This window comes from Chryseolinea soli, from assembly GCF_003589925.1.
In the GTDB taxonomy this organism is placed as follows: domain Bacteria; phylum Bacteroidota; class Bacteroidia; order Cytophagales; family Cyclobacteriaceae; genus Chryseolinea; species Chryseolinea soli.
In genome coordinates this window covers 1,719,813-1,734,928 of record NZ_CP032382.1, presented here as the reverse complement: position 1 = coordinate 1,734,928, position 15,116 = coordinate 1,719,813, and the positions used below count along the sequence as shown (strand labels likewise).

Below are 15,116 nucleotides of genomic sequence, written 5' to 3'. Positions count from 1 at the left end.
AATCATGAAAAAAGTAGTCATCATCACAGGCGCCTCCGCCGGCATGGGCAAAGAAACTGCCAGGTTTTTAACACAACACGGCTACACGGTGTACGGCGCCGCCCGGCGTGTAGACAAAATGAGTGACCTCCAAACCTACGGCGTGAAATTGCTCGCCATGGACGTGACGGACGATGAATCGATGTCCGACGGCGTGCGCCAGGTCATCGCCAACGAGGGACGCATTGATGTGCTGATCAACAACGCCGGGTTCGGGTCCTACGGCGCGGTAGAGGATGTATCCATGAGAGACGCGAAGTATCAACTGGACGTGAACTTGTTTGGTGCCGCGCGTCTCATCCAGTTGGTGTTACCCCACATGCGTCGACAACAGGGCGGCAAGATCGTGAACATCTCTTCGATCGGGGGCAAGATCGCCACGCCGTTGGGAGGTTGGTATCATGCCAGCAAGTTTGCCCTGGAAGGACTTAGCGACACGCTGCGCAACGAGGTGAAGCCGTTTGGCATCGACGTGATCCTCATCGAACCCGGTGGCGTGAAATCGGAATGGGGCCGCATTGCCTTCGATAGTCTCGTGAAAGTTTCAGGGCATACGGCCTACAAACCGCTCGCCGATAAATTTGCGGATGCTTTTAAAGCGACGGAAGAGAAAAATCCCGAGCCCATCGTCATTGCCGAACTGATCCGCAAGGCGATCGAAGCCAAACGGCCCAAGGCACGTTATGTGGGAGGCTACCTGGCCAAGCCGGCGGTCATCGCGCGGAAACTACTATCCGATCGCATGATGGATAAAATGATCATGAGTCAAATGAAGTAACTTGGCAGTGGTCTATGATTCATCAGCTTCAACATAATATCCTGTATTCGTGTGTCGAGCACAAGAAACGAAGTAACGAGCAACTGGTGGTCGAGCATGCCCTGGGCTATGTGGTGTCGGGTGAATCGCACTTCTATACCAACCAGGGCATGCAGGTTTTCGGAGAAGGTACCATCGGCCTCATCCGCAAAAATCAGCTCACCAAGACCATCAAGGCGCCCGGCCCCGATGGCGCGCCGTTCAAATCGATCAACATTTTTCTGGATCAGGACTCCCTGAAACGCTATCGTGCCGAGCACAACCTTCACGCCCCCGGGCGCTACACCGGAGAAACCATGATCAACTTGTCGCGCGACCCGTTCCTGAAAAGTTATTTCGATTCGTTGTTGCCCTACTTCGACCAGCCCGACCAACTCTCGCCCGCATTGGCCGAATTAAAAACCAAGGAAGCGATCGAGCTCCTGCTGCGACGGGATCCGAACTTGAAGAATTTTCTATTCGATTTCACCGAACCTTTCAAAATAGACCTGGAGGCGTTCATGAATCAGAATTTTACCTATCACGTTTCGTTAAACCAGTTTGCCAGCCTCACGGGCCGGAGCCTGGCCACATTCAAACGCGACTTTCAAAAGATCTTTGCTTCCTCTCCCGAGAAATGGTTGTTAAAGAAAAGATTGGAGCAGGCCCATTTTCTGATTGCACAAAAAAATCAGCGGCCTACGGACGTTTATCACGAGGTTGGCTTTGAGAACATATCGCATTTCTCCACCGCGTTCAAGAATTTGTATGGCTATAGTCCGTCGAGCTTGTTGTAGCGCGTTGCGCACTAGGCATGCGTCAGCAGGAATTCCGCGTCAATATTAAGCTCTTTGTGAAGGGCTTTGAGGAAAACCACGTCGGGTTCGCGTTTGCCGGATAGGATCTGCGAAAGTTTGGGTGCCCCGATGCCAAGTTTTTTGGCGAGCTTGGCTTGAGTGAGGCGTTTTTCGGCGCGTTTGAATTCTACTGCTTCTTGTATGGTCTTCGGCTTTATGGGCATCAGCTGAAGGTCTTTGTCTTCGTAGGTTTCAGCCAGCTTGGAGAGTTTAGCCAGTGTCGCCGACTCATCTTTAGAAAGCTTGTGGAAGCCTCCCTTTTTTGTCGCGGTTTGGAGCATAGCTTCGATGCTCTTCATCACCAATTTGTATTCTGCCGCGGTTCTGATCTTGGTTATCATGTTAAATCGTGTGTGCTCCACAATGAATGATATTTCAAATATGGAAATTTTATTTCATAATTTGAAATACTCGCTTTCCACCAAAAAAAGGACGTGCAGTGAAAGGCATGGAAAAAGGATCTTGTCGCAATCGACCCGCTAAAAAGTCGCTTTTTGCCAACTCCGGGGCCGGTTTTGTGCGTTATGTTTGTATCCATAAACGCAAACAAAAACCAAAACATATCCTATCATGGAAACTGCAACAAAAACCCAGATCACCGTAGAAGCATTGGTAAAAGTCCCTGTAGAAAAAGTGTGGAAGCACTGGTTCGAGCCGGCACACATCACAAAATGGTGCTCACCCTCCGACGACTGGCATGCACCCAAAGCCGAAAACGACTTGCGCACGGGCGGTAAATTCGTAACCACCATGGCCGCCAAAGACGGTAGCGTCAGCTTCGACTTCGAAGGCACCTACACCAACGTGGTTCCCCACAAAGTAGTGGAGTACACCATCGCCGATGGCCGCAAAGTGAAAATAATCTTTGGATCACGGGACGCCGAAACGCTGATCACGGAGACGTTTGACCCCGAGACCATCAACCCCATCGAGATGCAACGCGGTGGCTGGCAGGCCATTCTCGACAACTTTAAAAAATATTCAGAAGCCAACGCCTAGTAATGCCTCCTTCGAAGAAGAACCTGCGGGTTTGTGAACAAGGTCACACATATTACAAAAGCACCGACTGCCCGACCTGCCCGGTTTGCGAACAAGAACGCAAACCGGACAGCGGCTTTCTCGCCCTCCTTGGTGCCCCGGCGCGTCGCGCGCTGGAAAATGCAGGGATAAGCACACTCAAACAACTTTCGTCGCGAAGCGAGCGCGAGATCCTGATGCTGCATGGCATGGGCCCCAGCAGCATCCCCAAGCTGCGAAAAGCGCTCGCGGCCGAAGGATTGTCATTTCGCACGGCATAGGCTAAACAAAAAACGAGAGGCTGTCCTTCTGAGGCAGCCTCTTGCTATTTGAAATGCGATCCGCGCGATCAGCTTTGCTTCACGGCGGTTTTCCGCGGATTGTACGAGATCCGCTTCTCTACTTTGCCATTCTTTTGTTGAATCGTGAGCGAACCGTTCACCGAACGCGCTTCGCGGCGTGCCTGGCGTACGGCGTCTTTTTTGGTGTGAAACACTTTCTCCACTTTTGCTTCCCCTTCCACTTTGATGGCCCATTCTTTTTCGTGGGGCACCACGTAGCGGTCTTCACCGTGTTGTTTCACGTCGGTGATTTCGGAGGCATCGGGTCGTTCTGTTTCCAGGTCGCGGTTGGCGGCCCAGTCTTTGGCGCGGCTGATGGCCGTGGCAATGGCGATGCCATCGTCCATGTGCTTTTCCTCCAGCAGGGCGTTGGCGATATCAATCGCTTTGTCACGCACCGCTTCGGGGAGATTCTTCATCGAATCGGGATAATCTGATTTTGTCCAAGGCATAATTTTGAAATTTTGATTTTACATTATTGTCGTTTATACAAGCCAATCAATTCGCCCGTGCCGATCACGTGACCGTCCATAGCTTTTAACAGCGTATGTTTATCCACGCCACCGGGCAGGTCGAGTGTGAGGTCGAGCGCAAATAGTTTGAAGTGATAGTGGTGCACGCCCTGTGGCGGGCAGGGACCGGTGTAGCCGCTTTGCTGTCGGCTGTTCAATCCTTGTTCGCCGGGCGCGCTGTTCTCATCGATCGCGTTGGTGGGCGCAATGTTCCACAACAGCCAGTGATCAAAAGTACCATGGGGTGCGTCGGGGTCTTCGATGATGAGCGCCAGGGTTTGCGCCTTTTCGGGGATGTCGCTGAAGGTCAGCGGGGGATTGACGCCAGCAGCATCGCAAGTGTACTTCGCGGGTATATAGCCGTTGTGCGCAAACGCGGGGCTCTGAATGTTGAGCGTGGCCATGTCGATGTGAAATAAAGTGAAGGGGCTCATAGCGGTAAGGATTAAAGTGAACAGAAACGATTTCAGGAAACCGCCCTCGTAACGCCAGGGCTGGTCTTCCCTATTCCTTTCGGAAAAAACCAAAAATTCCGTGCCAGGACGACAATGACAGTAGGCTCGTCGCACGGCAGGGTCGACGATTTTTGGAGTGGGTAAGAAATCCACACTTGCCCCGGAAGGGCAACAATCGTTATTCCAGATATTTCACTGCCTTCTGAAAATTCATAATGTTGGATGTGATCCCAATGCTCAGCTGTGTGAGTTCGCCGTTCAGGTAATAAATGTTGTAGTAGTCCTGTCCACGGTAGAATCGTAAGAAGAAAGCGATCTCATCAAACCATGTCGGATAATATTTATACGTGATATCAATGACAAGCCGTCGCGACGCCTGGAGCGGGCTTGCTCCGTTCATCTCTCCCATGATCCACCCGCCCTTCAATTCGATACTGGATTGCTGCAACCAGCGGTTTACGGCGTCGCCTTTTCTTTTGCGCATGGGTCCGAGGAATCCGGCTTTGGCATAGAGGCGGTAGAAGCCGTAGCTCTCCCTCATTTCTTTGAGCGACCCCTTAGGGGGATGGATCTCGGCCCACACTTTTATTTCGCGAATAGAAAAATTTTTACTCCCGATCTTCTCCAGGTGATAGGACGACACCCCGAACTCCAGGAAGTTGGTTGCGAAATTTCCGTTTTTCAGGTTTGGCGCATGCGTGGAGTCGTCGGGAATGTAGAACGTCCCTTCCTGGCCATTGGAGTGATGGGCCACGGCGGCATACCATAGGGCGTTGCTGTAGAGAATTTTTTTTAGAAAACTGGTCTGCCAGAATTTGATGTCGTGGTAATAGGTGATGTACACTTTGTAGCTCGGGTTTCGTATGGGATACGATTTTTTATTGAGCATGCGAATTTGCACTTGAGGGTTTAACATGAGCGCCCAGCTGCGTTTTTGTCCCGTGAAAAAATAGCTCGGCGACAACCGCGCTTCACAGATGAGCGGCTCGAGGGTGCCTATGCCGCTGCCGAACGTGACGTAGCTTTGCTCGCGGTTGGCATTCACCAGCGTGAGAAATTTTTGATGCTCAACCGAATTCTCAACGCTATCCCGCTCCTGGGCCAGTGCGCGGCAGGTACAAAGCATGACAACAAAAAGCAACCGGATTCTCAACGGCATAGCGATGGACGGAAATTTTATTTTTTTAACCCGCTATCGCCCGGTTTGTTATCTATTTTTTTTGATCCCGACCGGAAAAGTCAGTGCGCCGGCCTCTTTTTCGTGCCGGCCTCGACCAATTCTTCGCTGTATTTTTCCCCTAATTTACCCGGCCGGATAGGGTGACCGGTAGCTTTGGCATATTCGTAGGTCAACGAAGCGCCGAAGTACAGAATGAATGAGCAGTAGAAGATGAACAGCAAAATAATAGCAATGGAACTGGACGGCCCGAAGAGCGCGCCCAACTTTCCTTCTACTAATATTTTCGTGATACCGAAGCGCCCTAAAACAAAAAGTAAACCCGTACACAGTCCTCCTGCCAACGCTACCCGCCAACGCACACGCGCTTCCGGCATAAAGCGATACACGAACGCGAGCCACGTAGAGATGATCAGCATGGAAAGCAAAATGTTTAATGCTGAAAACAAAAACTTCGGAACAAAACCGCCGAATGCTTTTCGCAGGTTCACCAGCCCGTAGTCTATCCCTACCGTGATGAGAAATAACCCGCCGATAAGCAGGATCAATCCAATTTCAATAAGGCGCTCTTTGATATGATACCGGAGCTTCTGATGTGGCTTCTTTCGAATGCTCCACAACTGGTGGATCGATTGCCGGATGGCACTGAGCCAGGTGGTGGCCACGAAATAGAAAAACACCGCTAACGCCGCCGTCACCCAGGCACTGGTTTCCAACGACAAGAAATTCTCAACAATGCGCTCTATGGCGTGAGTAGCTTTTTTTCCAAACGCCGTGATCAACTTGGCAGACAGCTTGGAAAGGATGACGTCTTCCCGGAAGAAAAGACTTAACAAGTGGCTCAAATTGATCAGGACAGGCGCTAAGGCGAACGTCGTGAAAAAGGCCGTTGCCGCCGACAGCAGCAGGGGATTGGAGTTGCTGATAAGCTGGAATGATTTTTTAAGGATCGTAAAGGGCTCGCGGACCTGCTGTATCATAAGTTGTCGCTCGTCAGAGACAAATTCCTATTGCGCAGGCAATGGTTTCTTCATCTGTTGTATGTTACAACAACGGATGCAGGGTTTTGTTTTTTTATCTTCCGGTTTAAAGAGACGAAGGAGGATCTTTCCATTAGCAGGTCAATTTAAATTTTGTCTCGTGTTTTGCGCAAGATCAACTCCATGCTCTCAGGGATTTGGAGTCGATGCGGAAGAATTAAACAGGCACCTCATTGGAAAAGTGTGTTTGCTTTTCTACATTAGGTTCAGTGAGCCCATTTGTCTGACACTCCATGAAAAGTGTTAGAGAGATGGGCTTTGTTTTGACGTTCTGTCGCGCTGCGGAAAGCACTATTAAGAAAGTACCAAACTCACAATTAAACCATGAAGTCATGACCGGCTCAATTGCCTTGGATGTCGTTATCGGGCTCGTGTTCATCTACCTGCTCTATAGTTTGCTGGCCACCATCGTCCAGGAAATTCTGGCCACCAACATTTTGCACCTGCGCGCCAAGATCCTGGAGAAAGCCATCAAACGCATGCTCGACGATAACGACAAGGAAGTGAAAACGGACGACTTCAGCAAAGCCTTCTATCTGTCGCCCCTCATTAAGTACATGGCCCAGAACAACAGCAAGAAACCTTCCTACCTGGCCGCCCGCAATTTCAGCAAAGTGATCCTCGACATTTTAAAGGGCGCGAATCCCGAACCCGGCGATGACTTCCGCTCAAAAATTGATGACGCGTTGACAAACGGCATATCCCTTTCGGAAACAAAGAAGCTTGTGAAAGGAGAAACGCTCATCTACCTGCGCTCGGTGTGGGCCGAATCGCATGGTGATATCGAAAAATTCCAAAACGCCCTCGAGCAATGGTTCAACGACACGATGGAGCGCGCATCCGGATGGTATAAGAAAAGAACGCAGATCATTCTTTTTTTTGTGGGCCTGGGCATTGCCATAACGTTCAATGTGGACACCGTCGTGATCATCCATAAATTGTCTAACGACCCCGAGCTGCGTGAACAACTGGTGAGGCAGGCCGACGCCTATATGAAAGAGCACGCTGCCCTGAAGGAAGACCTGCAAAGTCTGCGCGCACAAAATGCGCCTGGCGATACGCTGAAAAAAGCAACCGATGAACTGGAAGCGCTCGAGAAGCGGAACAAAACGCTGATGGATGAAGCCTCGAAAGTGGTGACCAACGACATCTCAAAAACGCGGGAAGTACTGGCGCTGGGTTGGGCTGGACAAGAGGGTGCAGGTGTGCCACAAGAATCGATACCTTCCGGTGAATGGTTCTATCAAAATATTCTCTGCAGGGTTCCCGGCTGGCTGCTCACCGCCTTCGCCTTGTCATTGGGAGCACCGTTTTGGTTCGACCTTTTGAACAAGCTCATGAACCTGCGCAGTGGCGTCCAACCCGCCGGCGCAACGGCCGACGGTGGTAAGACCAGCAGTGGCGGCAAAACTATAACTCCCAAGGGCTGATGAAAGTGACCGTAACACAATATCTGAATGTGCGGGTGGGCAAGCCGAGTGTTAATGCGCCCACGTTTCAATACCTCTCGCCCGGCAGCGAACTCGACGTGGACGGCAAGCTCTATAAAGGCGACGCCTTCGAAGGCGTGAACACCTGGGTGAAAGATCAAGCCGCCAACTACTACTGGAGCGGAGGAACAAACTTCGAAGCTTTGCAAACCTCAATCGGGGATGCCCCGCAGCGGGATGCACCACCGCGGGAAGTCATACCAGCAGAGACCAAATCACAAGAAGCCAAACCACAGGACGCCACACCCGCCAGCGACACGCGCTTCGACTATAACCAGTTGCTGGTGCTGGATGCCAAATTCAAACAAACCAAAGGGGCGGGCATAACGATAGCCCTGGTCGACAGCGGCAGCAGCGATCATCGTGCACTGGGCGATGCCATCGCCGGCAAGCACAATGTGTTGAATGGGTCGGACAACGTTTCGGACACATCGCCGGACAGCCAGGGCACGTTCCTGGCCGGCATCATCGCCGCGCGCGAAGATCCAGCCAACCGGCTGGTGGGCATTGCGCCGGAAGCAAAACTGCTGATCGTAAAAGCGGTGGATAACGGCCAAGTGTCCATGACCAACGTGCTTGCCGCGCTGCAATGGATCGACAAACTGGCAACACCTCCGGACATTATCAACCTGAGCCTTCATTTCGACCCGGGTGCTAAACGCGCGGAATTTGATGCCGTGATCAAATCACTGGCCGGCAAGGGCGCCATTCTGGTGGCGGCGGGTCAGGACGAAACCGCGATCTACTCCAACGTCGCCTTTTACCCGGCCGCCGATCCCAACGTACTGGGTATTGGCGCCATCTCCAAGGAAAATATTTCAAGCCATGCGATAAACTCCGCGATCGATTTTGTGCTCCCCAACTGGAGTTTCCATTCTCTGCAAAAATCCGATAACGCATATATGACCCGCGACGGTTGCAACGTGTCCACGGCGATCGTGTCGGGTGTGCTGGCCCTCATCCGGTCATACCTGGAAAAAAATGCCCTGTACGAAAACGAGATGGCCCTGCTGTCGAACGCGGCGACCCGTTTGTCGGCGTCTAATTTTAATGAAATGCTCCGGGTGTATAAGTCATGAGCCTCGTTGCGCGCCCGGCGTGTCTTCAAGAAAAATAAATGATGGATAGGAGCGATTGTAATAAAACGGTATAGCAACAGGATATCTTTTCTCGTTGTCAGTAAATGGGCGGTGATCCATGAATAACCTTTAACCCTCAATGTTATGTCAACTTTTTCGCTTACACATGATTTGCTGCAGCGTCTTTGCGCGGTAAATCAATTTATGCTTCCCGAAACGTCCATGCTTCTTGTGGGGCTTCGTGGCGCAGTGACGTCCAACGCCAATGACCAGTCCTTCAAGTCCGAACAACTTCTGGAAACGGCCGAGATCAACTACTCGAATCCACGGTGCACCATTTTGCAATGGGATATGGCCAACCGGCAATTGGCGGCATTTCCGGCCAGTACGGTGCCCAACCGGATCAATGTGAGTAAATCGCTGGCAGGTGGCGAGCGCACAAATTGCTTGCTCACGGGCTACTACCAGGATTATCGCAAGGGCATACACAAAGCGGGTACGCCCACGGCCCATGAAGCCTTCCGCCAGAATGCCGTCCATCCCTTTCGCCGCACGTCCGACGACCTGGACTTTGAGAACGACGACCGCATTGAATACGACAACCCCCACGACAACATTCACTGCGGCTGGTTCCAGGGCCTGGACTCCACCAACTACGCCAGCGCCGGATGCCAGGTGATCATGGGTTTTCCCAAATGCGACAAACCCGGCCGCGATAAAAATATCGGGCCTTGGCAAGTGTTCCACGACAACGCCTACGCCCTGCCGCAAAATTCATTTCCCTACGTGCTCGTGAACGGCCGCGAGGCGTCTGAGATTTCGACCATGCAAAGTGCAAAGCTGCGTTTCGGCTCGCAAGGCCCGCTGGTCGCTGTGCTCCAACAAGCCCTGAAGGTGAAAGGATTTTACGAAGGCATTGTCGACAGCGATTTTGGCGAGCGGACATTGAAAGCTTTGATAGGTTTTCAACAACAAAAATTCGGGATCAACGAAGCCGACGGCATTGTCGGACCGATCACGGCGCAGGAACTCGGGATCAACCTTTCCCTCTGAAGAGCAACCAACAAAAGACCCCAATACCGTATCATTAAATCTGAAAAGAAAACCCAAAACGTATGAAACTTCAAACAAAAAAACGGCACGTAAAACAACTTGGCTGGGTTCCCGATCTGCCCGATCAACGCGACCTGATGTATTCGGCTCCCACCCGGCTGCTGCGCAAGCTACCCTCGTCAAAAGATCTGCGCAATTCCTGTCCGCCCGTGTACGACCAGGAATCGCTGGGGAGTTGTACGGCCAACGCCATTGGTGCCGCCTATGAATTCGAGCTTCGCCGAAAGACAAACAAGATGAAGCCGTTCACCCCTTCGCGGCTCTTCATCTACTACAACGAACGGGTCATCGAGGGCACCGTGAACACCGACGCCGGCGCCATGATCCGCGACGGCATGAAAACGGTAAACAAAAACGGTGTGTGCCCGGAAAGAATGTGGCCCTATGAAATCCGGAAATTTGCAAAACTGCCCCCCGATCCTTGTTACGTCGAAGCAGAGAAGCACCAGGTGCTATCCTATCACCGCGTGCGCCGCGACCTCAAACAAATGAAAAGCTGTCTGGCCGACGGCTTTCCGTTCGTGTTCGGCTTCACGGTGTACGAATCGTTTGAAAGCGATGAAGTCGCCGAAACCGGTAAACTGAACATGCCCGATCCGTCGGAAAAGGAAGTGGGTGGTCACGCCGTGCTGGCGGTAGGCTACAACGATGCGTCAAAACGGTTTTGGGTGCGCAACAGTTGGGGCAAGGGCTGGGGCAAGGCCGGATACTACACGATGCCCTACGATTACCTGTTGAGCGAAAATCTTTCGGATGACTTCTGGACGATGCGCATCGTGGAAGGCTAAAAAAATCAAGAACGAAAAAAGGTGCCCGGTTTTCCGGACACCTTTGACATTAGATTTTGTGTTTGATCTGCGATACCACTTGCTGGAAATGTGCGTTCTCACGAATGCCCGGCGTCCACGCCAACCCCATTTCTATGAGGTCGAGTGTCTCGGTGATGGTGGCGCCCTCTTTGTCTTTCTCACGCGCCAAAATGAACGCCGTATCCGAGATGGCCAGTGAGTTCTCCACATCGTGACTCACAATGACCAGCGTGTTCCATTCGTGCAACGTGGCCACGCGGCCCAGCAAGTCCATCACCTTGTCGATCATGAGCGCATCCAATCCCGAGAAAGGTTCGTCCAGCAAGATAAAACGGTTGCCCGTGAGCACTTGTTGAATGATGCTGACGCGCTGACGCTGCCCGCCGGAAAGTTGCTGCGGATATTTTTTCAAGTGCTCCGTCAGGTCAAACTTCACGGCATAATCCTGAATAAGGGCGTCCTTCTCCTTACTCTCCAACGTCACGTGCTTCATGGCGAGGCGCAGGTTGTCGTAGATGGAGCGATGGTTGAACAGCAGATAATTTTGCGGCACAATGCCCACCTGCCCCGCTTCTACGGCTTGTTGCTCGACGCCGATCAAGATCGTCCCTGTATCGGGTTGAATCAAGCCAGCGAGAACTCTGAACAACTGCGTCTTGCCCACTCCACTTCGTCCGATGAGCGAGATCACCTGGCCCTGGTCCAGGCCTGGTCGCACAATGTTGCGGATCGTGAAATTGATGTCGCGGAGAATGGGCTTGTCGTAGCGTAAGCTCACATCCTTCACGTCGAGCAGCACTTCATTCTTTGTATAGTTCATGATCGTTTTTCGATTTTAGTATACGGAAAAAGCCAGTAGCGCATTTGCTTCAACAAGTAGTCAAAGAAAATACCCAACCCGAAAATGATGACCAGGATGGCAAACACCGTGCTCAGGTCGATGTACTTGTTCGACTTGATGAGCATAGTGCCCAAGCCTCCCTCCGACATGCTGAGGCCTTCCACCATGGTGATCATCATCCAGGCAATGGCGAAGTTCTGGCGCATCACTTCAAACACCTGGTCCAACCGGCCCACGATCACCACCTCCAGCAGCGTTTGCCAATTGTTCATCCGCAGCGTCTTGCAGAGATCGTATTCCTGTGTGTTGATGCCGTCGATGATCGACAACAGCGACGTCACAAAGAATGGAACGATCCCAAAGATGAGCAGGCTGAGCTTCAATTGGTGACCATCCTGTGTGAGCAGTGTGAACAGAAAGATCAATCCGGTCAAGGTCAGGTAGCGGCACTTCACGATGAAGCGCGTCACCGGCGCGAACACCGGGATCAGCGACAGATAGCTCACCACCAGCGCCAGGACAATTGAAATGCCCATCCCCGACAATGTGAGCGAAAGACTGCTGAACAGGTTGTCGGTAAAATAGGCCGAGGTAACGATCCGCCCGACGGCTACCATGATTTTGGAAGGCGTGGGGATCAGTCCATGTTGTCCGAAGATCTCCCAGGCCAGCAGGGCCGCCAGCGCTTCCACAACGACAAGCGTTATGGAAGTGCGGCCCTTGATCTGGGTCAATGGACGAAACACACTTTTGATGATATCCATTGACATTTTGTTATTCACCTAAAACAATTTGTACACGTCGGTTCTTGGCACGACCCGCAGCCGTAGCGTTGTCGGCGATGGGATTGGATGGACCAAAACCTTTTGCCTCAATACGCTGAGACGAAAGACCTTTGCTCAACAGGTAGCTCTTCACCGAATTGGCACGCTCTTCCGAAAGCGCCTGGTTCGATTGTGCACCACCTACGTTGTCGGTATGGCCATACACACCTACCTTCAAACCTTCGGCGACCACCGAGCTTTGCAGGATCTCGTCCAGCAGCTTATACGACTCGGGTTTGATCAGCGCGCTACCGGTTTCAAACTGGATCTGGTACGACTTCGAAGAAACTTCGCTCGTGATCTCGTTCGAGTACGCCACTTGCAAGGCCTTACCTTCCATCAGCTCGCCGTGGTTGGCGATCACCGACACGAGGAACGATTTATCTACCACTGCACTATACTGCGGGTAAGTCGCCATATACTCCGGGTACATCTTCGACAAAATATCGCCGAAGGTAGTATACACGATCTTATAGCGGTCGATACCATCTTTGCCCAGACCAAACATGTTGGCGGCATCCTGCAAGTTGAAGGCCATCGAACCACCGAGCGATACAGGCACGCCTTGCATGTCGTTTTCGGTTACGCCGTTATAATACTTCAGCCAGTAGTCGCCGCTTTGCTCGTTATACACTTTGGCCGATACGCTAGCGGCAAACGCCTTGGCTTCTTTGAACGATCTCACCTGGTCGCCCGCCTGGCTAAGCGCCATGATCAGGTTCTCGATGTCGGTGCGGTGGTCATACGCAAACTTCTTGATCGTGATCGTGATGTTGGGCATCTGCGACGCATACTGTTTTGTGTTGGCAATGGTCACCAGACCACCTTTCTTTTGCGCGATGTTCACGTCGCAAGGCGTCCAGGTAGCCACGGCATCCACACCGACAGTGACTTCTTCACTAAGCTTCTGGCCATTTTCCACGATCTTGCGCTTCTCTTTGTAGCCGGAGATATATTTGTTACCGGCATCCAGGAAGTCGGCAGCAGCGATCAGGTTGATGGCGTTCTTGTCGAACGTCGTCTCGTCGGGGTTCACCCGCAGGTTGTTGTCGCCAGCCCATTTCAACAAGATGTTCATGTCACCGTCGCGCAGCACGCAGGCTACTGTTTTACCCAAGGCCGAAGAAGGATTCTTCTTCCAATCGGCAGGACCCATCAATTGGTCTTCGCCGTATGATTTACCCATGGCATAGAAAGCGATGGGCTGGTACTCGGGACCCAGCGGCTCCAGCTCCTTCGACAACGAGGCAAAGAAGGCCGGCATACCGTCGCCCATGAAGGACGCGAACACACCGGGTGTGGAGTTGGGATGGTCCTTATAGTCCTGCGCAAACTTCACGATGTCGGCCAGCGACTTGAAACAGTCGTCCTGACGCGAGATATCGACCTGAAGTTTCGCTTTGTCCAGCAAGGAACCTTGCGTGGTCACCGCGCCACCGTTGGCATACATGAGCGGGAACTGCGAGTTCCACGCCATGATCTTCCACACGATCTTGGTACCACCGTTCACGGACTCCTTCGGTGCGGGCAGGGGCAACATCATGGCCTGACCGGCCAGCGACGCTTCGGGCGCGTCAGGCAAGGCCACACGGCCGATTTCTTGTGATTGCTTGGCTTCGCGTGGGCGTTTATCCCACCACCCTACTTTGCCGACGAAAATGACGGCCAGCACGAGCACGATCATGACTACTTTTCCGGATGTTTTAACTTTTACTGACATACTAATTTGTTGTTTGGTTTAGAAAATTGTTTGCGTTGTTTTATTTTAAAAGGTCACCATAGTCGCTACCACTCGTGCCGGTCGACTGTCGCGAAGACACGGCCAGTTTGAACTCGCTGTCGGGATTGAATTTGTCCAGCATCTTCAAGCCCTCCTTTTCGTAGGTAGCGTTGTCGAGGTCGATCGACTTCATGAAGTCCGACGAGTAGCTGATGGCCTTTTTCATGTTGGCCAGTTTCCCGGCAATGTCTTCCTTCAAAAATTCCATCGACTGCTCCACCATCATTTTCTTCTCCGGGTCGCCTTTGAAGATCTTCAGCGCTGAGGTCAGCGCACGATTGCCGGAGGTGACCGATTTGTACAGATCCTTCTTCACCTCCAATTCGTTCTTCGCATCCTCGATGAGATAAGCACTGTTCTTATGCACCTTGGTGAGGTAGTCACCAATGCGCGACAGATTTTCGAAGATGGGCGAGAGTTGTTGGACATACTCTTTTAAGCGGCCGATCTGTCGCGTCGCGTTGCCCAGTTCGGGCATCATGCCCCGTTCCTTGGCCACTTGCGCTTTGGTCATCAGCTTGTTGATCTCACCTTCCTTTTCGCGCATCTTGGCATGGATCTTCTCCTTTTGCGCGTCCACGTCGGTGGCTTGCTTGTAGAGCTTTTCGCGCTCTTCCTGCATGTCGCTGATGTAGTCTTCTGCAATGATGAAGGGGTCGAGCTCGATCACCACGCCCACCAGTTTCTTCATGAGGATCTCATAGAGATAAAAGAGGCTCATGCGAAGCTTGCGATGCGTTATGCAGTAGAGAAATACGCCCAGACAGGCCAGTGCCACACCGAAGTTGAAAGTGTTCCACACCACGGCGGTGAGGATCGGCAGCACGTAGTATCCGATGGCGCCGAGAATACCCAGCCCGGCCAGCGTACCGAATTTTCCACCGGGTCGCTTCCAATACGATTTCAATTGTTGTGCATCTGCAGGAAAAATTTGTGTTTCCATAGT

17 protein-coding genes are annotated in these 15,116 nt (G+C 52.1%); 8 read left to right on the top strand and 9 right to left on the bottom strand.

The window, feature by feature from the left end:
• Positions 1 to 4 precede the first annotated feature (4 nt).
• Positions 5 to 817 carry an oxidoreductase gene (locus D4L85_RS07465; protein ID WP_119753738.1) on the top strand — a complete coding sequence of 271 codons (813 nt, stop codon included), beginning with the start codon at positions 5 to 7 and terminating at the stop codon, positions 815 to 817.
• A gap of 14 nt (positions 818 to 831) precedes the next feature.
• Entirely contained in the window at positions 832 to 1,632 is an 801-nt protein-coding gene (locus D4L85_RS07460) for a helix-turn-helix domain-containing protein (RefSeq protein ID WP_119753737.1), read from the top strand.
• Between the two features lie 11 nt (positions 1,633 to 1,643).
• Here the strand turns inward: D4L85_RS07460 and D4L85_RS07455 are convergent, their stop codons facing one another.
• A complete protein-coding gene (locus D4L85_RS07455; protein WP_119753736.1) occupies positions 1,644 to 2,033 on the bottom strand; it encodes a helix-turn-helix domain-containing protein in 390 nt (129 codons plus the stop codon).
• Between the two features lie 229 nt (positions 2,034 to 2,262).
• On the opposite strand from D4L85_RS07455, the gene D4L85_RS07445 reads away from it, so the two are divergent.
• Complete coding sequence (locus D4L85_RS07445) at positions 2,263 to 2,691, top strand: SRPBCC family protein (RefSeq protein ID WP_119753734.1); 429 nt, start codon at positions 2,263 to 2,265, stop codon at positions 2,689 to 2,691.
• A gap of 2 nt (positions 2,692 to 2,693) precedes the next feature.
• A complete protein-coding gene (locus D4L85_RS07440; protein WP_119753733.1) occupies positions 2,694 to 2,990 on the top strand; it encodes an RNA polymerase alpha subunit C-terminal domain-containing protein in 297 nt (98 codons plus the stop codon).
• A gap of 68 nt (positions 2,991 to 3,058) precedes the next feature.
• Here D4L85_RS07440 and D4L85_RS07435 read toward each other — a convergent pair whose 3' ends face one another.
• The 4 genes from D4L85_RS07435 to D4L85_RS07420 form a co-directional block, all read right to left on the bottom strand.
• Positions 3,059 to 3,502, bottom strand: coding sequence for a DUF2188 domain-containing protein (locus D4L85_RS07435; RefSeq protein ID WP_119753732.1), 444 nt, complete (start codon positions 3,500 to 3,502; stop codon positions 3,059 to 3,061).
• A gap of 23 nt (positions 3,503 to 3,525) precedes the next feature.
• Positions 3,526 to 3,996: a YbhB/YbcL family Raf kinase inhibitor-like protein gene (locus D4L85_RS07430; RefSeq protein WP_228450799.1), complete on the bottom strand. Its 471-nt coding sequence runs from the start codon at positions 3,994 to 3,996 to the stop codon at positions 3,526 to 3,528.
• Positions 3,997 to 4,195: 199 nt separating this feature from the next.
• Positions 4,196 to 5,176, bottom strand: coding sequence for a hypothetical protein (locus D4L85_RS07425; RefSeq protein ID WP_160143591.1), 981 nt, complete (start codon positions 5,174 to 5,176; stop codon positions 4,196 to 4,198).
• 80 nt (positions 5,177 to 5,256) lie between these two features.
• Positions 5,257 to 6,174 carry a YihY/virulence factor BrkB family protein gene (locus D4L85_RS07420; protein WP_119753730.1) on the bottom strand — a complete coding sequence of 306 codons (918 nt, stop codon included), beginning with the start codon at positions 6,172 to 6,174 and terminating at the stop codon, positions 5,257 to 5,259.
• 392 nt (positions 6,175 to 6,566) lie between these two features.
• Between D4L85_RS07420 and D4L85_RS07415 the strand changes: the two genes are divergently transcribed.
• From D4L85_RS07415 to D4L85_RS07400, 4 genes are all read left to right on the top strand, one after another.
• On the top strand, positions 6,567 to 7,664 hold the full coding sequence (locus tag D4L85_RS07415) for a hypothetical protein (RefSeq protein ID WP_160143590.1): 1,098 nt from the start codon (positions 6,567 to 6,569) through the stop codon (positions 7,662 to 7,664).
• Positions 7,664 to 8,803: a S8 family peptidase gene (locus D4L85_RS07410; protein ID WP_119753728.1), complete on the top strand. Its 1,140-nt coding sequence runs from the start codon at positions 7,664 to 7,666 to the stop codon at positions 8,801 to 8,803. Before D4L85_RS07415 ends, D4L85_RS07410 begins: the two co-directional genes overlap by 1 nt.
• A 144-nt stretch (positions 8,804 to 8,947) precedes the next feature.
• Complete coding sequence (locus D4L85_RS07405) at positions 8,948 to 9,856, top strand: peptidoglycan-binding domain-containing protein (RefSeq protein ID WP_119753727.1); 909 nt, start codon at positions 8,948 to 8,950, stop codon at positions 9,854 to 9,856.
• Positions 9,857 to 9,918: 62 nt separating this feature from the next.
• Entirely contained in the window at positions 9,919 to 10,704 is a 786-nt protein-coding gene (locus D4L85_RS07400) for a C1 family peptidase (protein WP_119753726.1), read from the top strand.
• A gap of 49 nt (positions 10,705 to 10,753) precedes the next feature.
• Here the strand turns inward: D4L85_RS07400 and D4L85_RS07395 are convergent, their stop codons facing one another.
• Genes D4L85_RS07395 through D4L85_RS07380 form a run of 4 tightly spaced genes read right to left on the bottom strand, consistent with a single transcriptional unit; the run spans position 10,754 to position 15,113 of the window.
• Entirely contained in the window at positions 10,754 to 11,545 is a 792-nt protein-coding gene (locus D4L85_RS07395; protein WP_119753725.1) for an ABC transporter ATP-binding protein, read from the bottom strand.
• Positions 11,542 to 12,330 (bottom strand): ABC transporter permease, encoded by a 789-nt coding sequence (locus D4L85_RS07390; protein WP_160143589.1) that lies wholly within the window; start codon positions 12,328 to 12,330, stop codon positions 11,542 to 11,544. Before D4L85_RS07390 ends, D4L85_RS07395 begins: the two co-directional genes overlap by 4 nt.
• A gap of 10 nt (positions 12,331 to 12,340) precedes the next feature.
• Entirely contained in the window at positions 12,341 to 14,110 is a 1,770-nt protein-coding gene (locus tag D4L85_RS07385; protein ID WP_119753723.1) for an OmpA family protein, read from the bottom strand.
• Between the two features lie 40 nt (positions 14,111 to 14,150).
• The gene (locus D4L85_RS07380) at positions 14,151 to 15,113 is read right to left on the bottom strand and encodes a PspA/IM30 family protein (RefSeq protein ID WP_119753722.1); all 963 of its coding nucleotides are present in this window, start codon (positions 15,111 to 15,113) and stop codon (positions 14,151 to 14,153) included.
• Positions 15,114 to 15,116 lie beyond the last annotated feature (3 nt).